Source organism: Pseudomonas sp. MWU12-3103b, from assembly GCF_023100615.1.
In the GTDB taxonomy this organism is placed as follows: Bacteria; Pseudomonadota; Gammaproteobacteria; order Pseudomonadales; family Pseudomonadaceae; genus Aquipseudomonas; species Aquipseudomonas putida_A.
Map to the genome: position 1 here is coordinate 38,683 of NZ_JALMEY010000013.1, position 16,930 is coordinate 55,612.

At 61.5% G+C, this 16,930-nt stretch carries 11 protein-coding genes and 2 riboswitches; of the genes, 5 read left to right on the top strand and 6 right to left on the bottom strand.

Going from position 1 to position 16,930, the window contains the following annotated elements; all coding sequences use genetic code 11:
- Positions 1-25: 25 nt before the first annotated feature.
- Positions 26-3,736 (bottom strand): methionine synthase, encoded by a 3,711-nt coding sequence (gene metH, locus M0808_RS19620; protein ID WP_247842184.1) that lies wholly within the window; start codon positions 3,734-3,736, stop codon positions 26-28.
- Between the two features lie 5 nt (positions 3,737-3,741).
- On the bottom strand, positions 3,742-3,993 hold the full coding sequence (locus M0808_RS19625; protein ID WP_177325655.1) for a hypothetical protein: 252 nt from the start codon (positions 3,991-3,993) through the stop codon (positions 3,742-3,744).
- Between M0808_RS19625 and M0808_RS19630 the strand changes: the two genes are divergently transcribed.
- The 3 genes from M0808_RS19630 to nfuA all read left to right on the top strand — a co-directional run bounded on the left by M0808_RS19630 (position 3,893) and on the right by nfuA (position 8,041).
- Positions 3,893-6,187, top strand: coding sequence for a fatty acid cis/trans isomerase (locus M0808_RS19630; protein ID WP_247842185.1), 2,295 nt, complete (start codon positions 3,893-3,895; stop codon positions 6,185-6,187). The genes M0808_RS19625 and M0808_RS19630 overlap by 101 nt on opposite strands.
- A gap of 186 nt (positions 6,188-6,373) precedes the next feature.
- Positions 6,374-7,399, top strand: a complete 1,026-nt coding sequence (locus tag M0808_RS19635) for an acyltransferase (protein ID WP_097087279.1) — start codon at positions 6,374-6,376, stop codon at positions 7,397-7,399.
- 57 nt (positions 7,400-7,456) lie between these two features.
- Complete coding sequence (gene nfuA, locus M0808_RS19640; protein WP_003225494.1) at positions 7,457-8,041, top strand: Fe-S biogenesis protein NfuA; 585 nt, start codon at positions 7,457-7,459, stop codon at positions 8,039-8,041.
- A gap of 201 nt (positions 8,042-8,242) precedes the next feature.
- On the opposite strand, the gene cobM is transcribed toward nfuA, so the two are convergent.
- The 4 genes from cobM to M0808_RS19660 form a co-directional block, all read right to left on the bottom strand.
- Positions 8,243-8,989 (bottom strand): precorrin-4 C(11)-methyltransferase, encoded by a 747-nt coding sequence (cobM, locus tag M0808_RS19645; protein ID WP_247842186.1) that lies wholly within the window; start codon positions 8,987-8,989, stop codon positions 8,243-8,245.
- 81 nt (positions 8,990-9,070) lie between these two features.
- A complete protein-coding gene (locus M0808_RS19650; protein ID WP_047598597.1) occupies positions 9,071-9,484 on the bottom strand; it encodes a cobalamin biosynthesis protein in 414 nt (137 codons plus the stop codon).
- Positions 9,481-10,179, bottom strand: a complete 699-nt coding sequence (locus tag M0808_RS19655; protein ID WP_027613714.1) for a CbtA family protein — start codon at positions 10,177-10,179, stop codon at positions 9,481-9,483. The genes M0808_RS19650 and M0808_RS19655 overlap by 4 nt, the downstream gene beginning before the upstream one ends.
- A gap of 11 nt (positions 10,180-10,190) precedes the next feature.
- Positions 10,191-10,388 (bottom strand): CbtB domain-containing protein, encoded by a 198-nt coding sequence (locus M0808_RS19660; RefSeq protein ID WP_003225486.1) that lies wholly within the window; start codon positions 10,386-10,388, stop codon positions 10,191-10,193.
- Positions 10,389-10,510: 122 nt separating this feature from the next.
- Positions 10,511-10,733, bottom strand: a riboswitch (cobalamin riboswitch).
- A gap of 934 nt (positions 10,734-11,667) precedes the next feature.
- A riboswitch (cobalamin riboswitch) is annotated at positions 11,668-11,881 on the top strand.
- Positions 11,882-11,978: 97 nt separating this feature from the next.
- On the opposite strand from M0808_RS19660, the gene cobW reads away from it, so the two are divergent.
- Entirely contained in the window at positions 11,979-13,049 is a 1,071-nt protein-coding gene (gene cobW, locus M0808_RS19665; RefSeq protein WP_123586526.1) for a cobalamin biosynthesis protein CobW, read from the top strand.
- Positions 13,050-13,052: 3 nt separating this feature from the next.
- Positions 13,053-16,901: a cobaltochelatase subunit CobN gene (gene cobN / locus M0808_RS19670; RefSeq protein WP_247842187.1), complete on the top strand. Its 3,849-nt coding sequence runs from the start codon at positions 13,053-13,055 to the stop codon at positions 16,899-16,901.
- Positions 16,902-16,930 lie beyond the last annotated feature (29 nt).

Here is a 16,930-nt window from a genome sequence, read left to right on the forward strand (position 1 = left end):
GAGGTTCGGGGACTGACCGTTGCGCTTATTCGTCGTAACCGAGGTTCGGCGCCAGCCAGCGCTCGGTCACGCTCAGTTCCTGACCTTTGCGCGAGGTGTAGCTCTGCACCTGATCCTTGTCGACCTTGCCGACTGCGAAGTATTGCGCCTGCGGATGGGCGAAGTACCAGCCGCTGACCGCCGCTGCCGGGAACATCGCGTAGTGTTCAGTGAGGAACACGCCGCTGCGGCCCGCGCGCATTTCGCTGGCTTCAGGATCGAGCAGGGTGAACAGCGTGGCTTTCTCGGTGTGATCCGGGCAGGCCGGGTATCCTGGTGCCGGACGGATACCGGAATACTGCTCTTTGATCAGTGCGTCGTTGTCCAGCACCTCATCCTTGGCGTAACCCCAGTGCTCTTTGCGCACTTGCTGGTGCAGCCATTCGGCGCAGGCCTCGGCCAGACGGTCGGCCAGTGCCTTGACCATGATCGAGTTGTAGTCGTCGCCAGCGTCCTGATAGGCCTTGGCGACTTCTTCGGCGCCGATGCCGGCGGTGGTGATGAAACCACCGACGTAGTCGGTCACTTCGCTGTCTTTCGGTGCAACGAAGTCGGCCAGCGAGAAATTCGGCTTGCCGTCGGTCTTGATGGTCTGCTGGCGCAGGTGATGCAGGCGCGCCATCGGCTTGCCGTCATCGCCGTACAGTTCGATGTCGTCGTCATGCACCTGATTGGCCGGCCAGAAACCGAACACCGCCCGGGCGCTGATCAGCTGCTCGTCGATCAGCTTGGTGAGCATCTCGCGCGCGTCCTTGTACAGCGCGGTGGCCGCTTCACCGACCACTTCGTCTTCGAGGATGCGCGGGAATTTGCCGGCCAGGTCCCAGGAAATGAAGAACGGCGTCCAGTCGATGTACTCGGCCAGAACGTTGAGGTCGATGTTGTCCAGCACGCGGGTGCCGGTGAAGGTCGGTTTGACCGGCGTGTAGTTGGCCCAGTCGAACTGTGGCTTCTTGGCAATCGCCGCCGCGTAGCTCAGGCGCTCGGTACGGGCGCTGCGGTTGGCGGTGCGCTCACGCACATCGACGTATTCCAGACGGGTCTTCTCGACGAAACCGGCCTTGAGCTCCTTGGACAGCAACTGCGTCGCCACACCGACCGCACGCGAGGCGTCGGTGACGTAGACCACCGCATCGTTGCTGTACTTCGGCTCGATCTTCACGGCGGTGTGCGCCTTGGACGTGGTCGCACCACCGATCATCAGCGGCAGATGGAAATCCTGACGCTGCATTTCACGGGCAACGTGAACCATCTCGTCCAGCGACGGAGTGATCAGCCCGGACAGGCCGATGATGTCGCACTTTTCTTCCTTGGCCACCTGGAGGATTTTCTCCGCCGGGACCATCACGCCGAGGTCGACGATGTCGTAGCCGTTGCAACCCAGAACCACGCCGACGATGTTCTTGCCGATGTCGTGCACGTCGCCTTTTACCGTGGCCATCAGGATCTTGCCCTTGGCTTCCGGCTTGTCGCCTTTTTCCAGTTCGATGAACGGGATCAGATGCGCCACGGCCTGCTTCATTACGCGCGCGGATTTCACCACCTGCGGCAGGAACATTTTGCCGGCGCCGAACAGGTCGCCGACGATGTTCATGCCGGACATCAGCGGGCCTTCGATGACTTCGATCGGCCGCGCGAACGACTGGCGCGACTCTTCGGTGTCTTCGACGATGTGGGTGGTGATGCCCTTGACCAGCGCATGCTCCAGACGCTTGTTGACGTCCCAACTGCGCCACTCTTCGGTCTCGGCTTCCTTGACGCTGCCGTCGCCCTTGTACTTGTCGGCGATGGCGAGGAGGGCGTCGGTGCCTTCCGGCGTGCGGTTGAGGATCACGTCTTCGACGGCGTCGCGCAGCTCCTGCGGGATCTGGTCGTAGATTTCCAGCTGACCGGCGTTGACGATACCCATGGTCAGGCCGGCGCGGATCGCGTACAGCAGGAACACCGAGTGAATCGCTTCACGCACCGGGTTGTTGCCACGGAACGAGAACGACACGTTGGACACGCCGCCGGAACTCAGCGCATACGGCAGCTCGTCGCGGATGTAGGCACAGGCGTTGATGAAGTCCACAGCGTAGTTGTTGTGTTCTTCGATGCCGGTGGCCACGGCGAAGATGTTCGGGTCGAAGATGATGTCTTCCGGCGGGAAGCCGACTTCGTTGACCAGAATGTCGTAGGAGCGTTTGCAGATTTCTTTCTTGCGCGCTTCGGTGTCGGCCTGGCCGGCTTCATCGAACGCCATCACCACCACCGCAGCGCCGTAGCGTTTGCACAGCTTGGCGTGATGGATGAATTGCTCGACGCCTTCTTTCATGCTGATTGAGTTGACGATGCCCTTGCCCTGAATGCACTTCAGGCCGGCTTCGATCACTTCCCATTTCGAGGAGTCGATCATGATCGGCACGCGGGAGATGTCCGGCTCACCGGCGATCAGATTGAGGAAGGTCACCATGGCCTTCTTCGAATCGAGCATGCCTTCGTCCATGTTGATGTCGATCACCTGCGCGCCGGCCTCGACCTGCTGCAGGGCGACTTCCAGGGCTTCGGTGTAGTTGTCTTCACGGATCAGACGGGCGAACTTGGCGGAACCGGTGATGTTGGTGCGCTCGCCGACGTTGACGAACAACGAGCTGCGATCGATGGTGAACGGTTCCAGGCCCGAGAGGCGGCAGGCCTTGGGGATGTCCGGAATCTGCCGCGGTGCGTAACCGGCCACGGCCTTGGCGATGGCTTCGATGTGGCCCGGGGTGGTGCCGCAGCAACCGCCGACGATATTGAGGAAGCCGCTCTGGGCGAATTCTTCGATGACTTTGGCGGTGTCCACCGGCAACTCGTCGTACTCGCCGAACTCGTTCGGCAAACCGGCGTTCGGGTGCGCGGAAACGTGGGTGCTGGCCTTGTTCGACAGCTCTTCCAGGTAGGGGCGCAGCTCACTGGCGCCGAGGGCGCAGTTGAGGCCGACCGAGATCGGCTTGGCGTGGGCCACCGAGTTCCAGAACGCTTCGGTGGTCTGGCCCGAGAGGGTGCGACCGGACGCATCGGTGATGGTCCCGGAAATCATGATCGGCAGTTCGATGTGCAGCTCTTCGAACACGCCTTGCACGGCGAAGATCGCGGCTTTGGCGTTGAGGGTGTCGAAGATGGTTTCGATCAGGATCAGGTCGACGCCGCCCTCGATCAGGCCCTTGGTGGCCTCGGTGTAGTTCTCCACTAGTTCATCGAAGGTGACATTGCGGTAGCCGGGGTTGTTCACGTCTGGCGACAGCGAGCAGGTGCGGCTGGTCGGGCCGAGCACGCCGGCGACGAAGCGCGGCTTGTCCGGGTTCTCGGCGGTCTTGGCGTCGGCCACCTTGCGCGCCAGTCGTGCGCCTTCTACGTTTAATTCGTACGCCAGCTCTTCCATGCCGTAGTCGGCCATGGAAATGCGCGTGGCGTTGAAGGTGTTGGTTTCCAGAATGTCGGCGCCGGCATCCAGATAGGCCTTTTCGATGCCGCCGATCACGTCCGGACGGGTAATCACCAGCAGGTCGTTGTTGCCCTTGACGTCACTCGGCCAGTCAGCGAAGCGTTTGCCGCGATAATCCTGTTCTTCGAGCTTGTAGCTCTGGATCATCGTGCCCATGCCGCCGTCGAGAATCAGGATGCGCTCTTTGAGGGCTTGCTTGAGAGCTTGAAGGCGGACGCTGCGATCGGACATTGGGACTACTCGAAAAGACCATGACGAAGGGCCGGGATCATAACAAACCTGTGCGCTTTTGGAGCACGTGCTGCTTTTGCATGAATATCGTTCATGTTGGTACGAGCGTCATACTGTAGAATCGCGGGCGTTTTTTTCACGATCGGGATCATGGGCATGTCGTACCGCGTCATCAGCATTTTCTTGCTGTTTTTAAGCTGGGGCGCCATTGCGCAGGAACCCGCGATCTCACCTTCTATTTCATATACGCGTGACATCCAGCCAATCTTCACCGAGAAGTGTGTGGCCTGCCATGCCTGCTACGACTCGGCGTGCCAGCTCAATCTGGGCAGCGGCGAAGGCGCAGGGCGTGGCGCGAGCAAGATGCCGGTCTACGACGGCGAACGCACTCAGGCGGCGCCGACCACGCGGCTGTTCTACGACGCCTTCGGTAAACGTGCCTGGCAGCAGAAGGGCTTTTATTCGGTACTCGATGCCCAGGGTAGCCAGGCGGCGCTGATGGCGCGGATGCTGGAACTGGGCCACAAAACCCCGCTGACCCCGAATGCCAAGCTGCCGGAAGACATCGTGCTCGGCCTGCAACGGGAAAACATGTGCGCGATGCCCGCCGAGTTTGACGGCTATGCCGGCGCCCACCCGAAAGAAGGCATGCCGCTGGCGGTGACCGGGCTGACCGATCAGCAATACCAGACCCTGCAACGCTGGCTGGCGTCCGGTGCGCCGATCGACGAGCAGGGGCTGGCGCCGAGCGCCAAGGAAGCCCTGCAAATCGTCCAGTGGGAAAACCTGCTCAATGCGCCGGGGGCGCGGCAGAGTCTGGTCGGGCGCTGGCTGTTCGAACACTGGTTCCTCGCGCATATCTATTTCAAGGACGGTGAGCCGGGGCACTACTTCCAGTGGGTGCGTTCGCGCACGCCGACAGGGCAGCCGATCGACCTGATCGCCACCCGCCGCCCGAATGACGATCCGGGCACTCAGGTGTATTACCGCTTGTGGCCGGTGCAAGGGGTGATCGTGCACAAGACCCACATCACCTATCCGCTGAGTGCGGCGAAGATGGCGCGGGTCAAGAGTCTGTTCTACAGCGGCAACTGGCAGGTCAATGCGTTGCCGGGTTACGGCCCGCAGAGCCGGGCCAACCCGTTCGCCACCTTCGAGGCGATTCCGGCACAGGCGCGTTACCAGTTCATGCTCGATAACGCTGAATACTTCGTCCGCACCTTCATTCGCGGGCCGGTGTGCCGTGGGCAGATTGCGACGGATGTGATCCGCGATAACTTCTGGGCGCTGTTCCAGGCGCCGGAACACGATCTTTACATCACCGACCCCAACTATCGCGGCCAGGCCACGCCGTTGCTGGCAATGCCCGGGCAGAACGACGACGTCGGCAGTGTGCTGAGCCTGTGGCACAACTACCGCAACAAGCGCAACGAATACGAAGCCCTGCGCCGCGACAGTTACGCCGAACTGCCGGCTCCGAGCTGGTCAACCCTGTGGGCCGGCAACGACAACGCGCTGCTGAGCATTTTCCGCCACTTCGACAGTGCGTCGGTGACCAAAGGCCTGATCGGCGAAGTGCCACAGACCATGTGGCTGTTCGACTATCCACTGCTGGAGCGCACCTATTATCAGTTGGCGGTCAACTTCGATGTGTTCGGCAACGTCTCCCATCAGGCGCAGACTCGTCTGTATTTCGACCTGATCCGCAACGGCGCCGAGCAGAACTTCCTGCGCCTGATGCCGGCCGATTCCCGCGAGGACTACCTCGACGATTGGTACCAAAGCAGCGGCCAGTTCAAGATGTGGCTCGACTATGAGGCGATCGACGACGACAAACCGACCGCGCTGAAACTCGATCCGAAGGACCCTAAATACGATTTCGCCACGCAGTTGCTGGCGCGTTACGGCGACCTCAATGCGCGGCCGGATCCGATCAACCGCTGTGACGGCGCCTACTGCTCGCGGCCGAATATCGACCCGGCGCTGCAGAATGCCGAGCAGGCGCTGAGTCGCCTGACGTCACGTCCGGCCGCCGGTCTGAAGGTTATCGACCAATTGCCGGAAGCAACCATGCTGCGCATCGAAACCCGCAGCGGCAAACGCGAGATGTACAGCCTGCTGCGCAACCGTGCGCACAGTAACGTGGCGTTCCTGTTGGGCGAGTCGCTGCGCTATCAGCCAGGGCTGGACACCTTGACCATCTACCCGGGCGTACTGAGCAGCTATCCGAATTTCATCTTCAACATTCCGGCCGAACAAGTGCCGGAGTTTGTCGATGCCATGGAGAATGCCAAGGATGCCGATCGTTTCGAGAAAATCGTCGAACGCTGGGGGATTCGTCGCAGTCATCCGCAATTCTGGTTCTATTTCCACGACCTGAGCCAATACATCCACGAAACCGATCCGGTGGAAGAGGGCGTGCTGGACATGAATCGCTACCAGAATCTTTGATCGTTTAATACAGGCCGACTGTCACAGCTTCAGGTAACACCGCAAATACCCTGTGGGAGCGAGCTTGCTCGCGAAGGCGTAGGTAGATTCGAAAATTACTTCGACTGACATACCGCTTTCGCGAGCAAGCCCGCTCCCACCGGGGAATTCTGGTGATTTTAAGAGTTGTGTACGGGAGCCCCTCCGATGTTGATTTCAGTGCAGGCCCTGCGAGCGCTTGCCGCGTGGACGGTGGTCTGTCACCACTTCATGCAGATTTTCTTCGACTTCAAGGCCCGCGGCCCGGTCGGGCAGTTCTTCATCGACAAAGGCGCAGTCGGCGTCGATGTTTTCTTCGTCATCAGTGGTCTGGTGATTTTCCTCTCCACCGAAAGCAAAGCACTTCCTCCGGCGCGGTTTCTGCTGTATCGGTTGTTTCGCATTGTCCCGGCGTACTGGCTGTACACGCTGTTGATGGCGTTGCTGGTGCTGTTCGCCCGGCCAATGTTGCCGGATCAGACGGTTGACTGGGCGCATTTCCTCGCGTCGCTGTTATTCATTCCTGCGCAAAACCCCGGCGGCTACGGGATTTATCCGACGCTGAATGTCGGCTGGACGCTCAACTACGAAATGCTCTTCTATGTGTTGTTTGCATGCGCGCTGGTGTTCCGCTGGCAGGTGCGCTTGCTGGTGGTCGCCGCGTTGCTGTTTTCGGTGTGTCAGGCGTTCGGCTGGCTCAACGAGTTTTACCGTTCCGACATCGTCTACGAGTTTCTGCTGGGGATCGGCATTGGCGTGCTCTATCGCCGGGGCTGGATTGGCGCCGGCCTGTGGCTGCCGCTGTTGGCGATGGGCGCTGCGATGATGGCGATCTATCACCTGGCACCGGCGCCAAGGTTATTGAACTGGGGCGTGCCGAGCGCGGTGCTGGTGATGGCTTGCATGGCGCTGGAGCGCTACGTCGAGCGCAATCGGGTGATGAAATGGCTCGGTGACTGTTCCTATTCGGTATATCTGATGCACGTGTTGGTGTTGTCGGTTGGTGGTTTTATCGCGCGACGCTACGGAATCAACCCGTATCTGATGTTCATCGTCTGCGCTCTGGCGATTGGTGTGGGGTCATGGTTGAGCTACGAATGGGTGGAAAAACGCAGCTATCAGTGGCTTAAAGCGCGGATCGAGGGCGAACCGATGCGCGCACCTGTCGAGAATCTTTCCCGACAAAAATACTAGGACTTTGTCCGGCGCAATGATTGGCGTAAACTGCGCCCAAGCCTGCGAGGAGTTTCCATGACCGCTATTACCATTACTGACGCCGCCCACGATTACCTGGCCGATCTGCTCTCCAAGCAGAACACTCCAGGCATCGGCATCCGCGTCTTCATCACCCAGCCTGGCACCCAGTACGCCGAAACCTGCATTGCCTACTGCAAGCCGGGCGAAGAAAAACCTGAAGATACCGCGCTGGGGCTGAAAAGCTTCACCGCCTATATCGATTCGTTCAGCGAAGCGTTCCTTGACGACGCCGTCGTCGATTACGCCACCGACCGCATGGGCGGCCAACTGACCATCAAGGCGCCAAACGCCAAAGTTCCGATGGTCAATGCCGACAGCCCGGTCAACGAGCGCATCAACTACTACCTGCAAACCGAAATCAACCCGGGGCTGGCCAGCCACGGCGGTCAGGTCAGCCTGATCGATGTGGTCGAGGACGGCATTGCCGTGCTGCAGTTCGGCGGCGGCTGCCAAGGCTGCGGCCAGGCCGACGTGACCCTGAAGGAAGGCATCGAACGCACCTTGCTCGAGCGTATTCCAGAGCTCAAAGGTGTGCGCGACGTGACCGACCACACGCAGAAAGAAAACGCCTACTACTGAGTAAGGTGTTCACTGCGAACACGAAAAACGGCGCCCCGTGAGCGCCGTTTTTTTATGCACTTGATTAATGAGTGCCTGTTTGTTGTGTGGCGAGGGGATTTATCCCCGATGGGTTGCGAAGCAGCCCCAGAAAAGGAACTGCTGCGCAGTTCATCGGGGATAAATCCCCTCGCCACAGGTTGGCACCCAATCCCATATGATTCAGGGTCTGTAGAGGTGTGCATGCCCCGCACGATACAGCGACGATTCGCTAAACACCTCACTCCCCAACACCCGTCCCACCAGAATCAACGCCGTACGCCGAAACCCCTTGGCCTCCACCTTCGCGGCAATATCCGCCAGCGTCCCCACCACCCAGTCCTGATCCGGCCACGTCGCCCGGTGAATCACCGCAATCGGGCAATCCGCGCCGTAATGCGGCAGCAGTTCGGCGATGATTTTCTGCAGATGATTGACCCCCAGATGAATCGCCATGGTCGCGCCATGCTGCGCCAGACTGCTCAACTCCTCACCCGCCGGCATTGCGGTCTTGTCCGCGTAGCGGGTCAGAATCACGCTCTGCGACACGTCCGGCAGTGTCAGTTCCGCGCCTAGCAAGGCTGCACACGCTGCGGTCGCGGTGACGCCGGGAATGATCTCGAACGGAATATTCAGCTCGCGCAGATATCGAATCTGCTCGCCAATCGCGCCATACAGACTCGGATCACCCGAATGCACCCGCGCTACGTTCTGGCCATTGGCATGGGCGGATTTGATCAGTTCAATGATCTGCTCCAGATGCAATTCGGCGCTGTTGACCACGGTGTCGGCCTGATGCCCCTCCAGCACCGCAGCCGGTACCAGCGAGCCTGCGTAGATGATCACCGGGCAACTGCGGATCAGCCGCTGGCCTTTGACGGTGATCAATTCCGGGTCGCCGGGGCCGGCGCCGATGAAGTAGACGGTCATGAAGAAATCCTGTGAAAAACGGGGCAGGGCAACGCTTCAGATGAAGATTGCTCATGATCAAACAGGGGGATTATCGGGAATTTACGCAGCGCCGGCCAATGCCAAGGTTGCCTGAGCGTATTTTTGCCGGGAAATCAGCAGTTTTGCCGGTGCCTGAATCAACTGCTCGGCAAGGGCCAGGGCGGCACTTTCCGCCACCCCGTAGCAACCGGTGCGCTCATAGGCGATCTGCGAATGGTGACTGAGTCGCTGCTGGTAACTGGCCAGTTCGTCGCTGCTGAAATACAACAACGGCAACGCCAGTTGGCTGGCCAGTTCCTGCAGGCCGGGTTCATCGCGTTTAAGATCGATGCTGGCCAAGGCCTTGACCGCTTCAAGTTCTATACGATGCGCCTGCAACGCCTGATCGAGTAACGCGCGCAGCGTGCTGGCCGGGCAGCCGCGCTGGCAGCCCAGGCCGACCACAAAGGTCGGCGCTGCGCGGTCATCGGTCATGCGTGGTATTGACCATCGCTTTTGCGGCGGAACAACCAGGCGCTGATCAGACCCAGGGCCAGCCAGAACGCCACATTGGTCAACTGCGAAGCGATTTTGAACTGGGCTTCCAGCGCCTCCGGGGCGAGCATCGAATGCACTTCCGGTTGCGGTGCGCCGATCACGTGCGGCACGGCGAGGATCGCCACGCCCAGCAGCTTCATCAACCAGTGGCGGCTGAACACAATCAACGCCAGGCCAACAGCGGTGGAAGCGGCGGTGCCGATCCACCAGGTTTGCCGCGACGCCAGATCGGCTGCAGCGGTGCCCGGTAGTTCAGGCGGCAGGCCCAAGGTCGGTGCGAGCACGAAGGTCGCGTAACCGGCCAGGCCCCAGAGCAGGCCTTGCGAGGTTTTGGTCGGTGCACGCAGGGTGTACAGGCCAGCGAGCATCAGGGCGAACCCGACCGCCACCACCAGATTGCCGCCGGTGGTCGAGACCACGCGTTGCCAGCCGTCTTCCGGCTCCCAGGCTTCGGCGTCATGGGTGTGAGCAGCCGTACCGGCGGCGTGTTCGTGAACGGCCACCGGTTCGGACTTCTCGAAGGTTTCGGCCTGCAGAATCAGCGGCGAGACCCAGAAGCTTTGCAGCAACGTCAGCAGCAGGGCGGCCAGCAGGCCGGTGAAGCCTGCGGTTTGCGCGATACGCTTGATCATGTCGGCAGGTCTCAGTGGCACGGGAACGCGGCGCTGTGGCGGGTATCGTGGGCGGCGTTATGCACCGCTTCGATGTGCGAGAAACCGGCGAAGTACACAAGGCTGGCACCCAGAATCGACGCGAAGATCGCGGCGGTCAGGCGTTGGCTCAAGGTGGCGGTGCTGGAGATTTTGTCGGTGTTGCTGCCGGTGCTGCTGATGATCGACATGGCGCTTCCCTCTGGAGTGTCAGCGGGTGATATAGAGCGCATGAAAACCCCTGCGAGTCGGGCACGCAAAGGTTCGAACAGCGCCCGCCCACCGCGGGTTTGTTATGTTCAGCGACGCACAATGCGCACTGTGTGTTGCGGGCCGGTCTCCGGGCTCACGAGGGGTTGGCGTCTGGCCGACCTGCAAGCGTCACCTTCCCATGCCGCGTTGGCACAGTGGATCTGACGCTTCGCTCGCTTACCGTTGCGGGGGCAGCACCGGACTGACATGGCTTTGAGTAAAGCACATGATTCACCGGTTTCCCGTTTCACCCTGTGAAGGGCACCCGTAACAAGTTGTGTAGGAGAGCATGGGGTGGGGGATTTAGTCAATTTTGGGGGTGGATCCGTTGCTGCGGGTGTTGCTGATTACGGTTCCGCCCTTACGGCGGGTCACTTTTGGCAAACGCCCCAAAAGTAACCAAAAGGTCTGTGCCCTGACGTTCGGCCCTCGCCTAGGCTCGGGTTCCTTCGCTGCGGGATTTATCCGGGGGGCAGCGCCTACGGTTTGCTTCGCTGCACCTCCTCTCGCTGTGTTTGGCTGCGCCAAACGGTCGCTGCGCTCCCACCCCCGGATAAATCCCTCCACTCAGCCTGCCGACGGGCCCGCAGATCAAAAGCGGTACTCGAGCTAACGCTCATTGTGTTGAGTGGGGCGGCTTCGCCGCATGGGGCTGTACACAATCTAAACTGTGGGAGCGGGCTTGCTCGCGAAGGCGGCCTGACAGCCGACCAATCTCTGACTGAATACAACCACTCCCGTGAGCTGCCGAAGGCTGTGATCTTTTGATCTGCTTTGGCTCTGGCTCTGGCTCTGGCTTTTGATGTGGCTTTTGATCTTCAGCCCCTTCGGCAGGCCGAGCGTAGGTGTTCATCCGGGGGTTAGGCGCGCAGCGCCATGCGGCGAAGCCGCATACATCGAGAGGAGGTGCAGCGAAGCAAACCGGAGGCGATGCCCCCGGATGGACACCGTAGCGAGGGAACACTGAGCCTCAGCGAAGTGCCGTACGCCGGGGCAAAGCCTTTTGGGTTACCTTTTCGGCGTTTGGAAAAGGTGACTCGCTGTAAGAGCGAAACCGCCAGAGGCAACACCCGAAGAAACGGATATGCCCCCCAAACCCCAAACCTCAAACCCGGCGTTTGGAAAAAGTGACCGCTGTAAGAGCGAAACCATAGGAGGCCGTTACCGCAGCAACGGATATGCCCCCAATCCAACCATTGACCGGTCACCACCCGATGCGTAGCCTTGCGCTTTCGAGGTTCTTCGGCCCACGCCGAAGCTAAGAAGGGAACGCGGTCAAAGCCGCGGCTGCCCCCGCAACTGTGAACGGTGAAGTTCGTTGCCACGCCACTGCCAGCTCAATCCACTGAGCCCGCGGGAAGGCGCAGCGAACGCCGGGCCCAAGGCCCGAACACCGTCAGCCAGGAGACCTGCCTCGTCACAGATTTCTCACTACAACCGGGCGGGGTGATCCGGTGGCGAATTCTTCCGCGCGCACGCTCGCAGCGGATCTCGTCCCGTATGCCCGCCACCTTGCCAAAGGGCATCCGATGAAAACACTGGCCAAACTCCCTGTCACCATCGTCACCGGTTTCCTCGGCTCGGGCAAAACCACCTTGCTGCGACACATGCTCGACAACGCTCAGGGCCGTCGCATCGCCGTGATCGTCAACGAATTCGGCGAACTGGGCATCGACGGTGAGATCCTCAAGCAATGCACCATCGGCTGCACCGAAGAAGAAGCCACTGGCCGCGTCTACGAACTGGCCAACGGTTGCCTGTGCTGCACGGTGCAGGAAGAGTTCTTCCCGGTGATGCGTGAACTGGTCGCCCGGCGCGGTGACCTCGATCACATCCTGATCGAGACTTCCGGTCTGGCCCTGCCAAAACCGCTGGTACAAGCCTTCCAGTGGCCGGAAATCCGCAGCGCCTGCACCGTGGATGCGGTGATCACCGTGGTCGACAGCCCGGCCGTGGCCGCTGGCACCTTCGCCGCGTTCCCCGATCAGGTCGATGCCCAGCGCAAACTCGATCCGAACCTGGATCACGAATCGCCACTTCATGAGCTGTTCGCCGACCAACTGGCCAGCGCCGATCTGGTGATCCTCAACAAGGCCGACCAGACCAGCGCCGAAGATCTGGCTCGCGTTCGCGCCGAAGTCGCTGAAGAACTGCCGCCAGCGGTGAAAATCATCGAAGCCAGCAACGGTCGCCTGCCGCTGGACGTGCTGATCGGTCTCGGTGCCGGATCCGAAGAACATATCGACAGCCGCCACAGCCATCACGATCACCATCACGACGGTGATGACGATCACGATGACCACGATCACGACGCCTTCGATTCGATCTCCATCGAACTGCCGCAAGCCGACGAAAGCCTGCTGCTCGACGCGCTGACGCAACTGGTTGTGCAGCACGGCATCCTGCGCGTGAAGGGCTTCGCGGCGATTCCGAACAAGCCGATGCGCCTGTTGATTCAGGGCGTGGGCACGCGTTTCGACAAGCACTTCGACCGCCAGTGGGGCGCTGATGAAGCGCGCGTCACCCGTCTGGTGCTGATCGGTCAGGCACTCGACGCCGCGCAACTCGAAGCGCAACTGCGCGCCGCGCTCAGCGTTTAAGCCATGCACCTGCTCAGGACCCAGCCCGGCGGTTTCGTGTCGGATGACAACATTGCCGACCTTGGACAAACCCCCGCCGAGCTGGTGATCCTGTGCAGCGGCGACTCCAGCCTGGCGTTGCTCGCCGAAGCGGCGCAGCAACTGCCTGAGGACTACCCGAGCCTGCGCCTGGCCAATCCGATGCAGGTGCAGAATCACGCCTCGGTCGATCTGTATGTCGATGAGGTGCTGCGGCACGCCAAGGTCATTCTGATTTCGCTGCACGGCGGCATCGCTTATTGGCGTTATGGCGTCGAGCGACTGGTGGAGTTGTCCGAGCGCGGGGTGCAGGTGATTCTGGTGCCGGGCGATGATCGTCCCGACCCGGAACTCAGCGACCTGAGCACGGTGCCCGCCGAAGATCGCGACCGCCTCTGGCAGTTCTTGCGTCAGGGTGGCATGGGCAATGCGCTGGACTTCTTCCATTGCCTGGCCAACCGCTGGCTGGCGCGTGACTACGCTTGGGGCGAGCCGCAAGCGCTGCCGCGCACGGCGATTTACCAGCCACAGAAAAACACCGCCGCACTGAGCGACTGGCAAGCCGAATGGCTGCCCGGTCAACCGGTCGCGGCGGTGTTGTTTTATCGATCGCATTTGCAAGCGGCGAACACCGCGTTCATCGATGTGTTCTGCCAGCGCTTGCAGGCGGCGGGGCTCAATCCGTTGCCGATCGCCGTCGCCAGCCTGAAAGAACCCGGCTGTCTGAGCGTGGTCGAGGACTGGCTGGACGAGGTCGAGGCGGCGGTGATTCTCAACACCACCGGTTTCGCGCAGTCCAGTCCAGAAGCCCCGCACCTGCGGCCGTTCCGGCGCAATATTCCGGTGATTCAGGCGATCTGCGCTCAGGACAACGAGCCCGGTTGGCGCGACAGCGAGCAGGGCCTTGGCCCGCGAGATCTGGCAATGCACATCGCCTTGCCGGAACTCGACGGGCGCATCATCAGCCGGCCGATCAGCTTCAAGGATCTGGCCTGGCGCAGCGAGCGCAGCCAGTCCGACGTGGTCTGCTACCGGGCGCAACCCGAACGCATGGATTTCGTCGCTGAACTGGCGCGGCGCTGGAGCGATCTGGCGCAGCTGCCGAACGCGGAAAAACGCATCGCGCTGATTCTCGCCAACTACCCGACCCGCGACGGTCGCATCGGCAATGGCGTCGGTCTCGATACGCCGGCCGCGGCATTGAATATCCTGCGCGCGTTGCAGGCGGAAGGCTTCCCGTTGACGGCGGAGTTGCCGGACAGCGGCACCGAGCTGATCCAGCAATTGCTCGGCGGCGTCAGCAACGACCTCGACAGCATCGACCTGCGTCCGTGCCAGCAAAGCCTGGCGATGGACGCCTATCTGGCGATGTTCAATGCGCTGCCGGAAGCCAATCGCGCGGCGGTGCTGGAACGCTGGGGCGCGCCGCAAAACGATCCGATGTGCCGCGACGGGCGGATGATGATCGCCGGGCTGCGTTTTGGCCTGACCTTCGTCGGCATTCAACCGGCGCGCGGTTATCAGGTCGACCCGAGTGCGGTGTACCACGACCCGGATCTGGTGCCGCCGCACGGCTATCTGGCGTTCTATTTCTGGCTGCGCAACACCTACGGCGCGCACGCGGTGATTCACGTCGGCAAGCACGGCAACCTCGAATGGTTGCCCGGCAAGGGCGTCGGCCTTTCGGAAAATTGCTGGCCGGACGCGTTGCTCGGGCCGCTACCGAACATCTATCCGTTTATCGTCAACGACCCGGGCGAGGGCGCCCAGGCCAAACGGCGTACGCAAGCGGTGATCATCGACCACCTGATGCCGCCGCTGACCCGCGCCGAAACCTACGGCCCGCTGCGCAATCTGGAACTGTTGGCCGACGAATATTACGAAGCTCAGTTGCTCGATCCGCGTCGTGCGCGGGAGCTGCAGCGCGACATCCTGCAACTGGTGCGCGAGACGCAGCTCGACCGCGAACTGCAACTCGACGCCGGTCTGGACAGCGACGCCGACGCAGCGATCTGGCTGCCGCGTCTGGACACCTATCTGTGTGACCTGAAGGAATCGCAGATCCGCGATGGCCTGCACATTTTCGGCGAATCGCCGACCGGACGTTTGCGCATCGACACGCTGCTGGCTCTGCTGCGCATTCCGCGTGGCGATGGCAAGGGCGCGCAATCGAGTCTGCTGCGGGCGTTGGCCAAGGCGTTTGAGTTGGGCTTTGATCCGCTGGATTGTGCGCTTGCCGATCCGTGGAGCGGCCCGCGCCCGCAGGAGTTGCAACGCGTCAGCGACGAAGTCTGGCGCAGCGCCGGTGACACCCGCGAACGCCTCGAACTGTTCGCCACCCAACTTATCTCCCAAGCACTACAAATCCCCTGTGGGAGCGAGCTTGCTCGCGAAAGCGTCGTGTCAATGGATATAAATTTATCTGACTCACCGCTTTCGCGAGCAAGCTCGCTCCCACAGGGACCGGTGTGGTCTGATGTAACGTCGATCCTGAACAGCCTGCGCGAAGTCGTCGCCCCACGTCTCGATGCCTGCGGCCCTGCTGAAATGCGCGGCCTGCTCGACGCCCTCAACGGGCGCTTCGTCCCCGCCGGCCCAAGCGGCGCGCCCAGTCGTGGCCGTCTCGACGTGTTGCCCACCGGGCGCAACTTCTACTCGGTGGATGTGCGCAACCTGCCGACCACTACCGCGTGGCGCATTGGTTTCCAGTCCGCCACCTTGATCCTTGAGCGCCACTTGCAGGATCACGGTGATCACCTGCGCCAGCTCGGGCTGTCGGTGTGGGGCACTGCGACCATGCGCACCGGCGGTGACGACATCGCCCAGGCCATGGCGTTGATGGGCGTGCGTCCGGTCTGGGCCACCGGCAGTCAGCGCGTTGATGACTTCGAAATTCTGCCGCTGAGCCTGCTCGACCGGCCACGAGTCGATGTCACGCTGCGGGTCTCGGGCTTCTTCCGCGATGCCTTTGCCAACCTGATTCGGCTGTTCGACGCGGCCGTGCAAGCGGTGGCGGCGCTGGACGAACCGGATGACCTCAATCCGCTGGCCGCCAAAGTCCGCGCCGAGCGTGAAGCGCTGCTGCAATCCGGGCTGGATGCCGACGCGGCACGGCGCCAGGCCGGCTGGCGGATCTTCGGCGCCAAACCCGGAGCCTATGGCGCGGGCGTACAGGGCGCCATCGACGGTCGCCTGTGGCAGACCCGCGAGGATCTGGCCGAGGTCTACCTGAACTGGGGCGCCTACGCTTACGGCGGGGCGGACGAAGGCACCGCCGCCCGCGAGCAGTTCGTCCAGCGTCTGAGTCAGGTGCAAGCGGTGCTACAGAACCAGGACAATCGCGAGCACGACTTGCTCGATTCCAACGACTATTACCAGTTTCAGGGCGGCATGCTCGCGGCGGTGGAAACCCTGCGCGGCGAAGCGGCGGCGAGTTATCACGGCGATCACAGCCAGCCGGATCTGCCGAGAATCCGTACCCTGAAAGAAGAGCTGAACCGGGTGATCCGCTCGCGGGCGGCCAATCCGAAATGGATCGACGGGGTCAAGCGTCATGGCTATAAAGGCGCCTTCGAACTGGCGGCGACAGTCGATAACCTGTTCGCTTTCGACGCCACCACACAACTGATCGATGATCATCAGTATGCGTTGCTGGCGGACGCCTACTTGCTCGACCCGGCGACCCGCGATTTTGTTCGTGAACACAATCCGCATGCGCTGCGCGACATGACCGAGCGCATGTTGGAAGCGCAGCAACGTGGAATGTGGCAGGAACCCGGCGTGTATAAAGAAGCACTGGAAAACCTGCTGCTGGATATAGAAGAAGACACCTGACACACCACAACATTTTGTAGGAGTGAGCC

What these genes read in the sequence shown, in the direction of transcription:
- M0808_RS19625 (WP_177325655.1), bottom strand. Translation starts at nt 3,993, where the DNA reads ATGTCACGCGTATATGAAATAGAAGGTGAGATCGCGGGTTCCTGCGCA.
- M0808_RS19630 (WP_247842185.1), top strand. Translation starts at nt 3,893, where the DNA reads ATGTCGTACCGCGTCATCAGCATTTTCTTGCTGTTTTTAAGCTGGGGC.
- M0808_RS19650 (WP_047598597.1), bottom strand. Translation starts at nt 9,484, where the DNA reads ATGACCGATGACCGCGCAGCGCCGACCTTTGTGGTCGGCCTGGGCTGC.
- M0808_RS19660 (WP_003225486.1), bottom strand. Translation starts at nt 10,388, where the DNA reads ATGTCGATCATCAGCAGCACCGGCAGCAACACCGACAAAATCTCCAGC.
- cobN (WP_247842187.1), top strand. Translation starts at nt 13,053, where the DNA reads ATGCACCTGCTCAGGACCCAGCCCGGCGGTTTCGTGTCGGATGACAAC.
- M0808_RS19655 (WP_027613714.1), bottom strand. Translation starts at nt 10,179, where the DNA reads ATGATCAAGCGTATCGCGCAAACCGCAGGCTTCACCGGCCTGCTGGCC.
- nfuA (WP_003225494.1), top strand. Translation starts at nt 7,457, where the DNA reads ATGACCGCTATTACCATTACTGACGCCGCCCACGATTACCTGGCCGAT.
- cobW (WP_123586526.1), top strand. Translation starts at nt 11,979, where the DNA reads ATGAAAACACTGGCCAAACTCCCTGTCACCATCGTCACCGGTTTCCTC.
- metH (WP_247842184.1), bottom strand. Translation starts at nt 3,736, where the DNA reads ATGTCCGATCGCAGCGTCCGCCTTCAAGCTCTCAAGCAAGCCCTCAAA.
- cobM (WP_247842186.1), bottom strand. Translation starts at nt 8,989, where the DNA reads ATGACCGTCTACTTCATCGGCGCCGGCCCCGGCGACCCGGAATTGATC.
- M0808_RS19635 (WP_097087279.1), top strand. Translation starts at nt 6,374, where the DNA reads ATGTTGATTTCAGTGCAGGCCCTGCGAGCGCTTGCCGCGTGGACGGTG.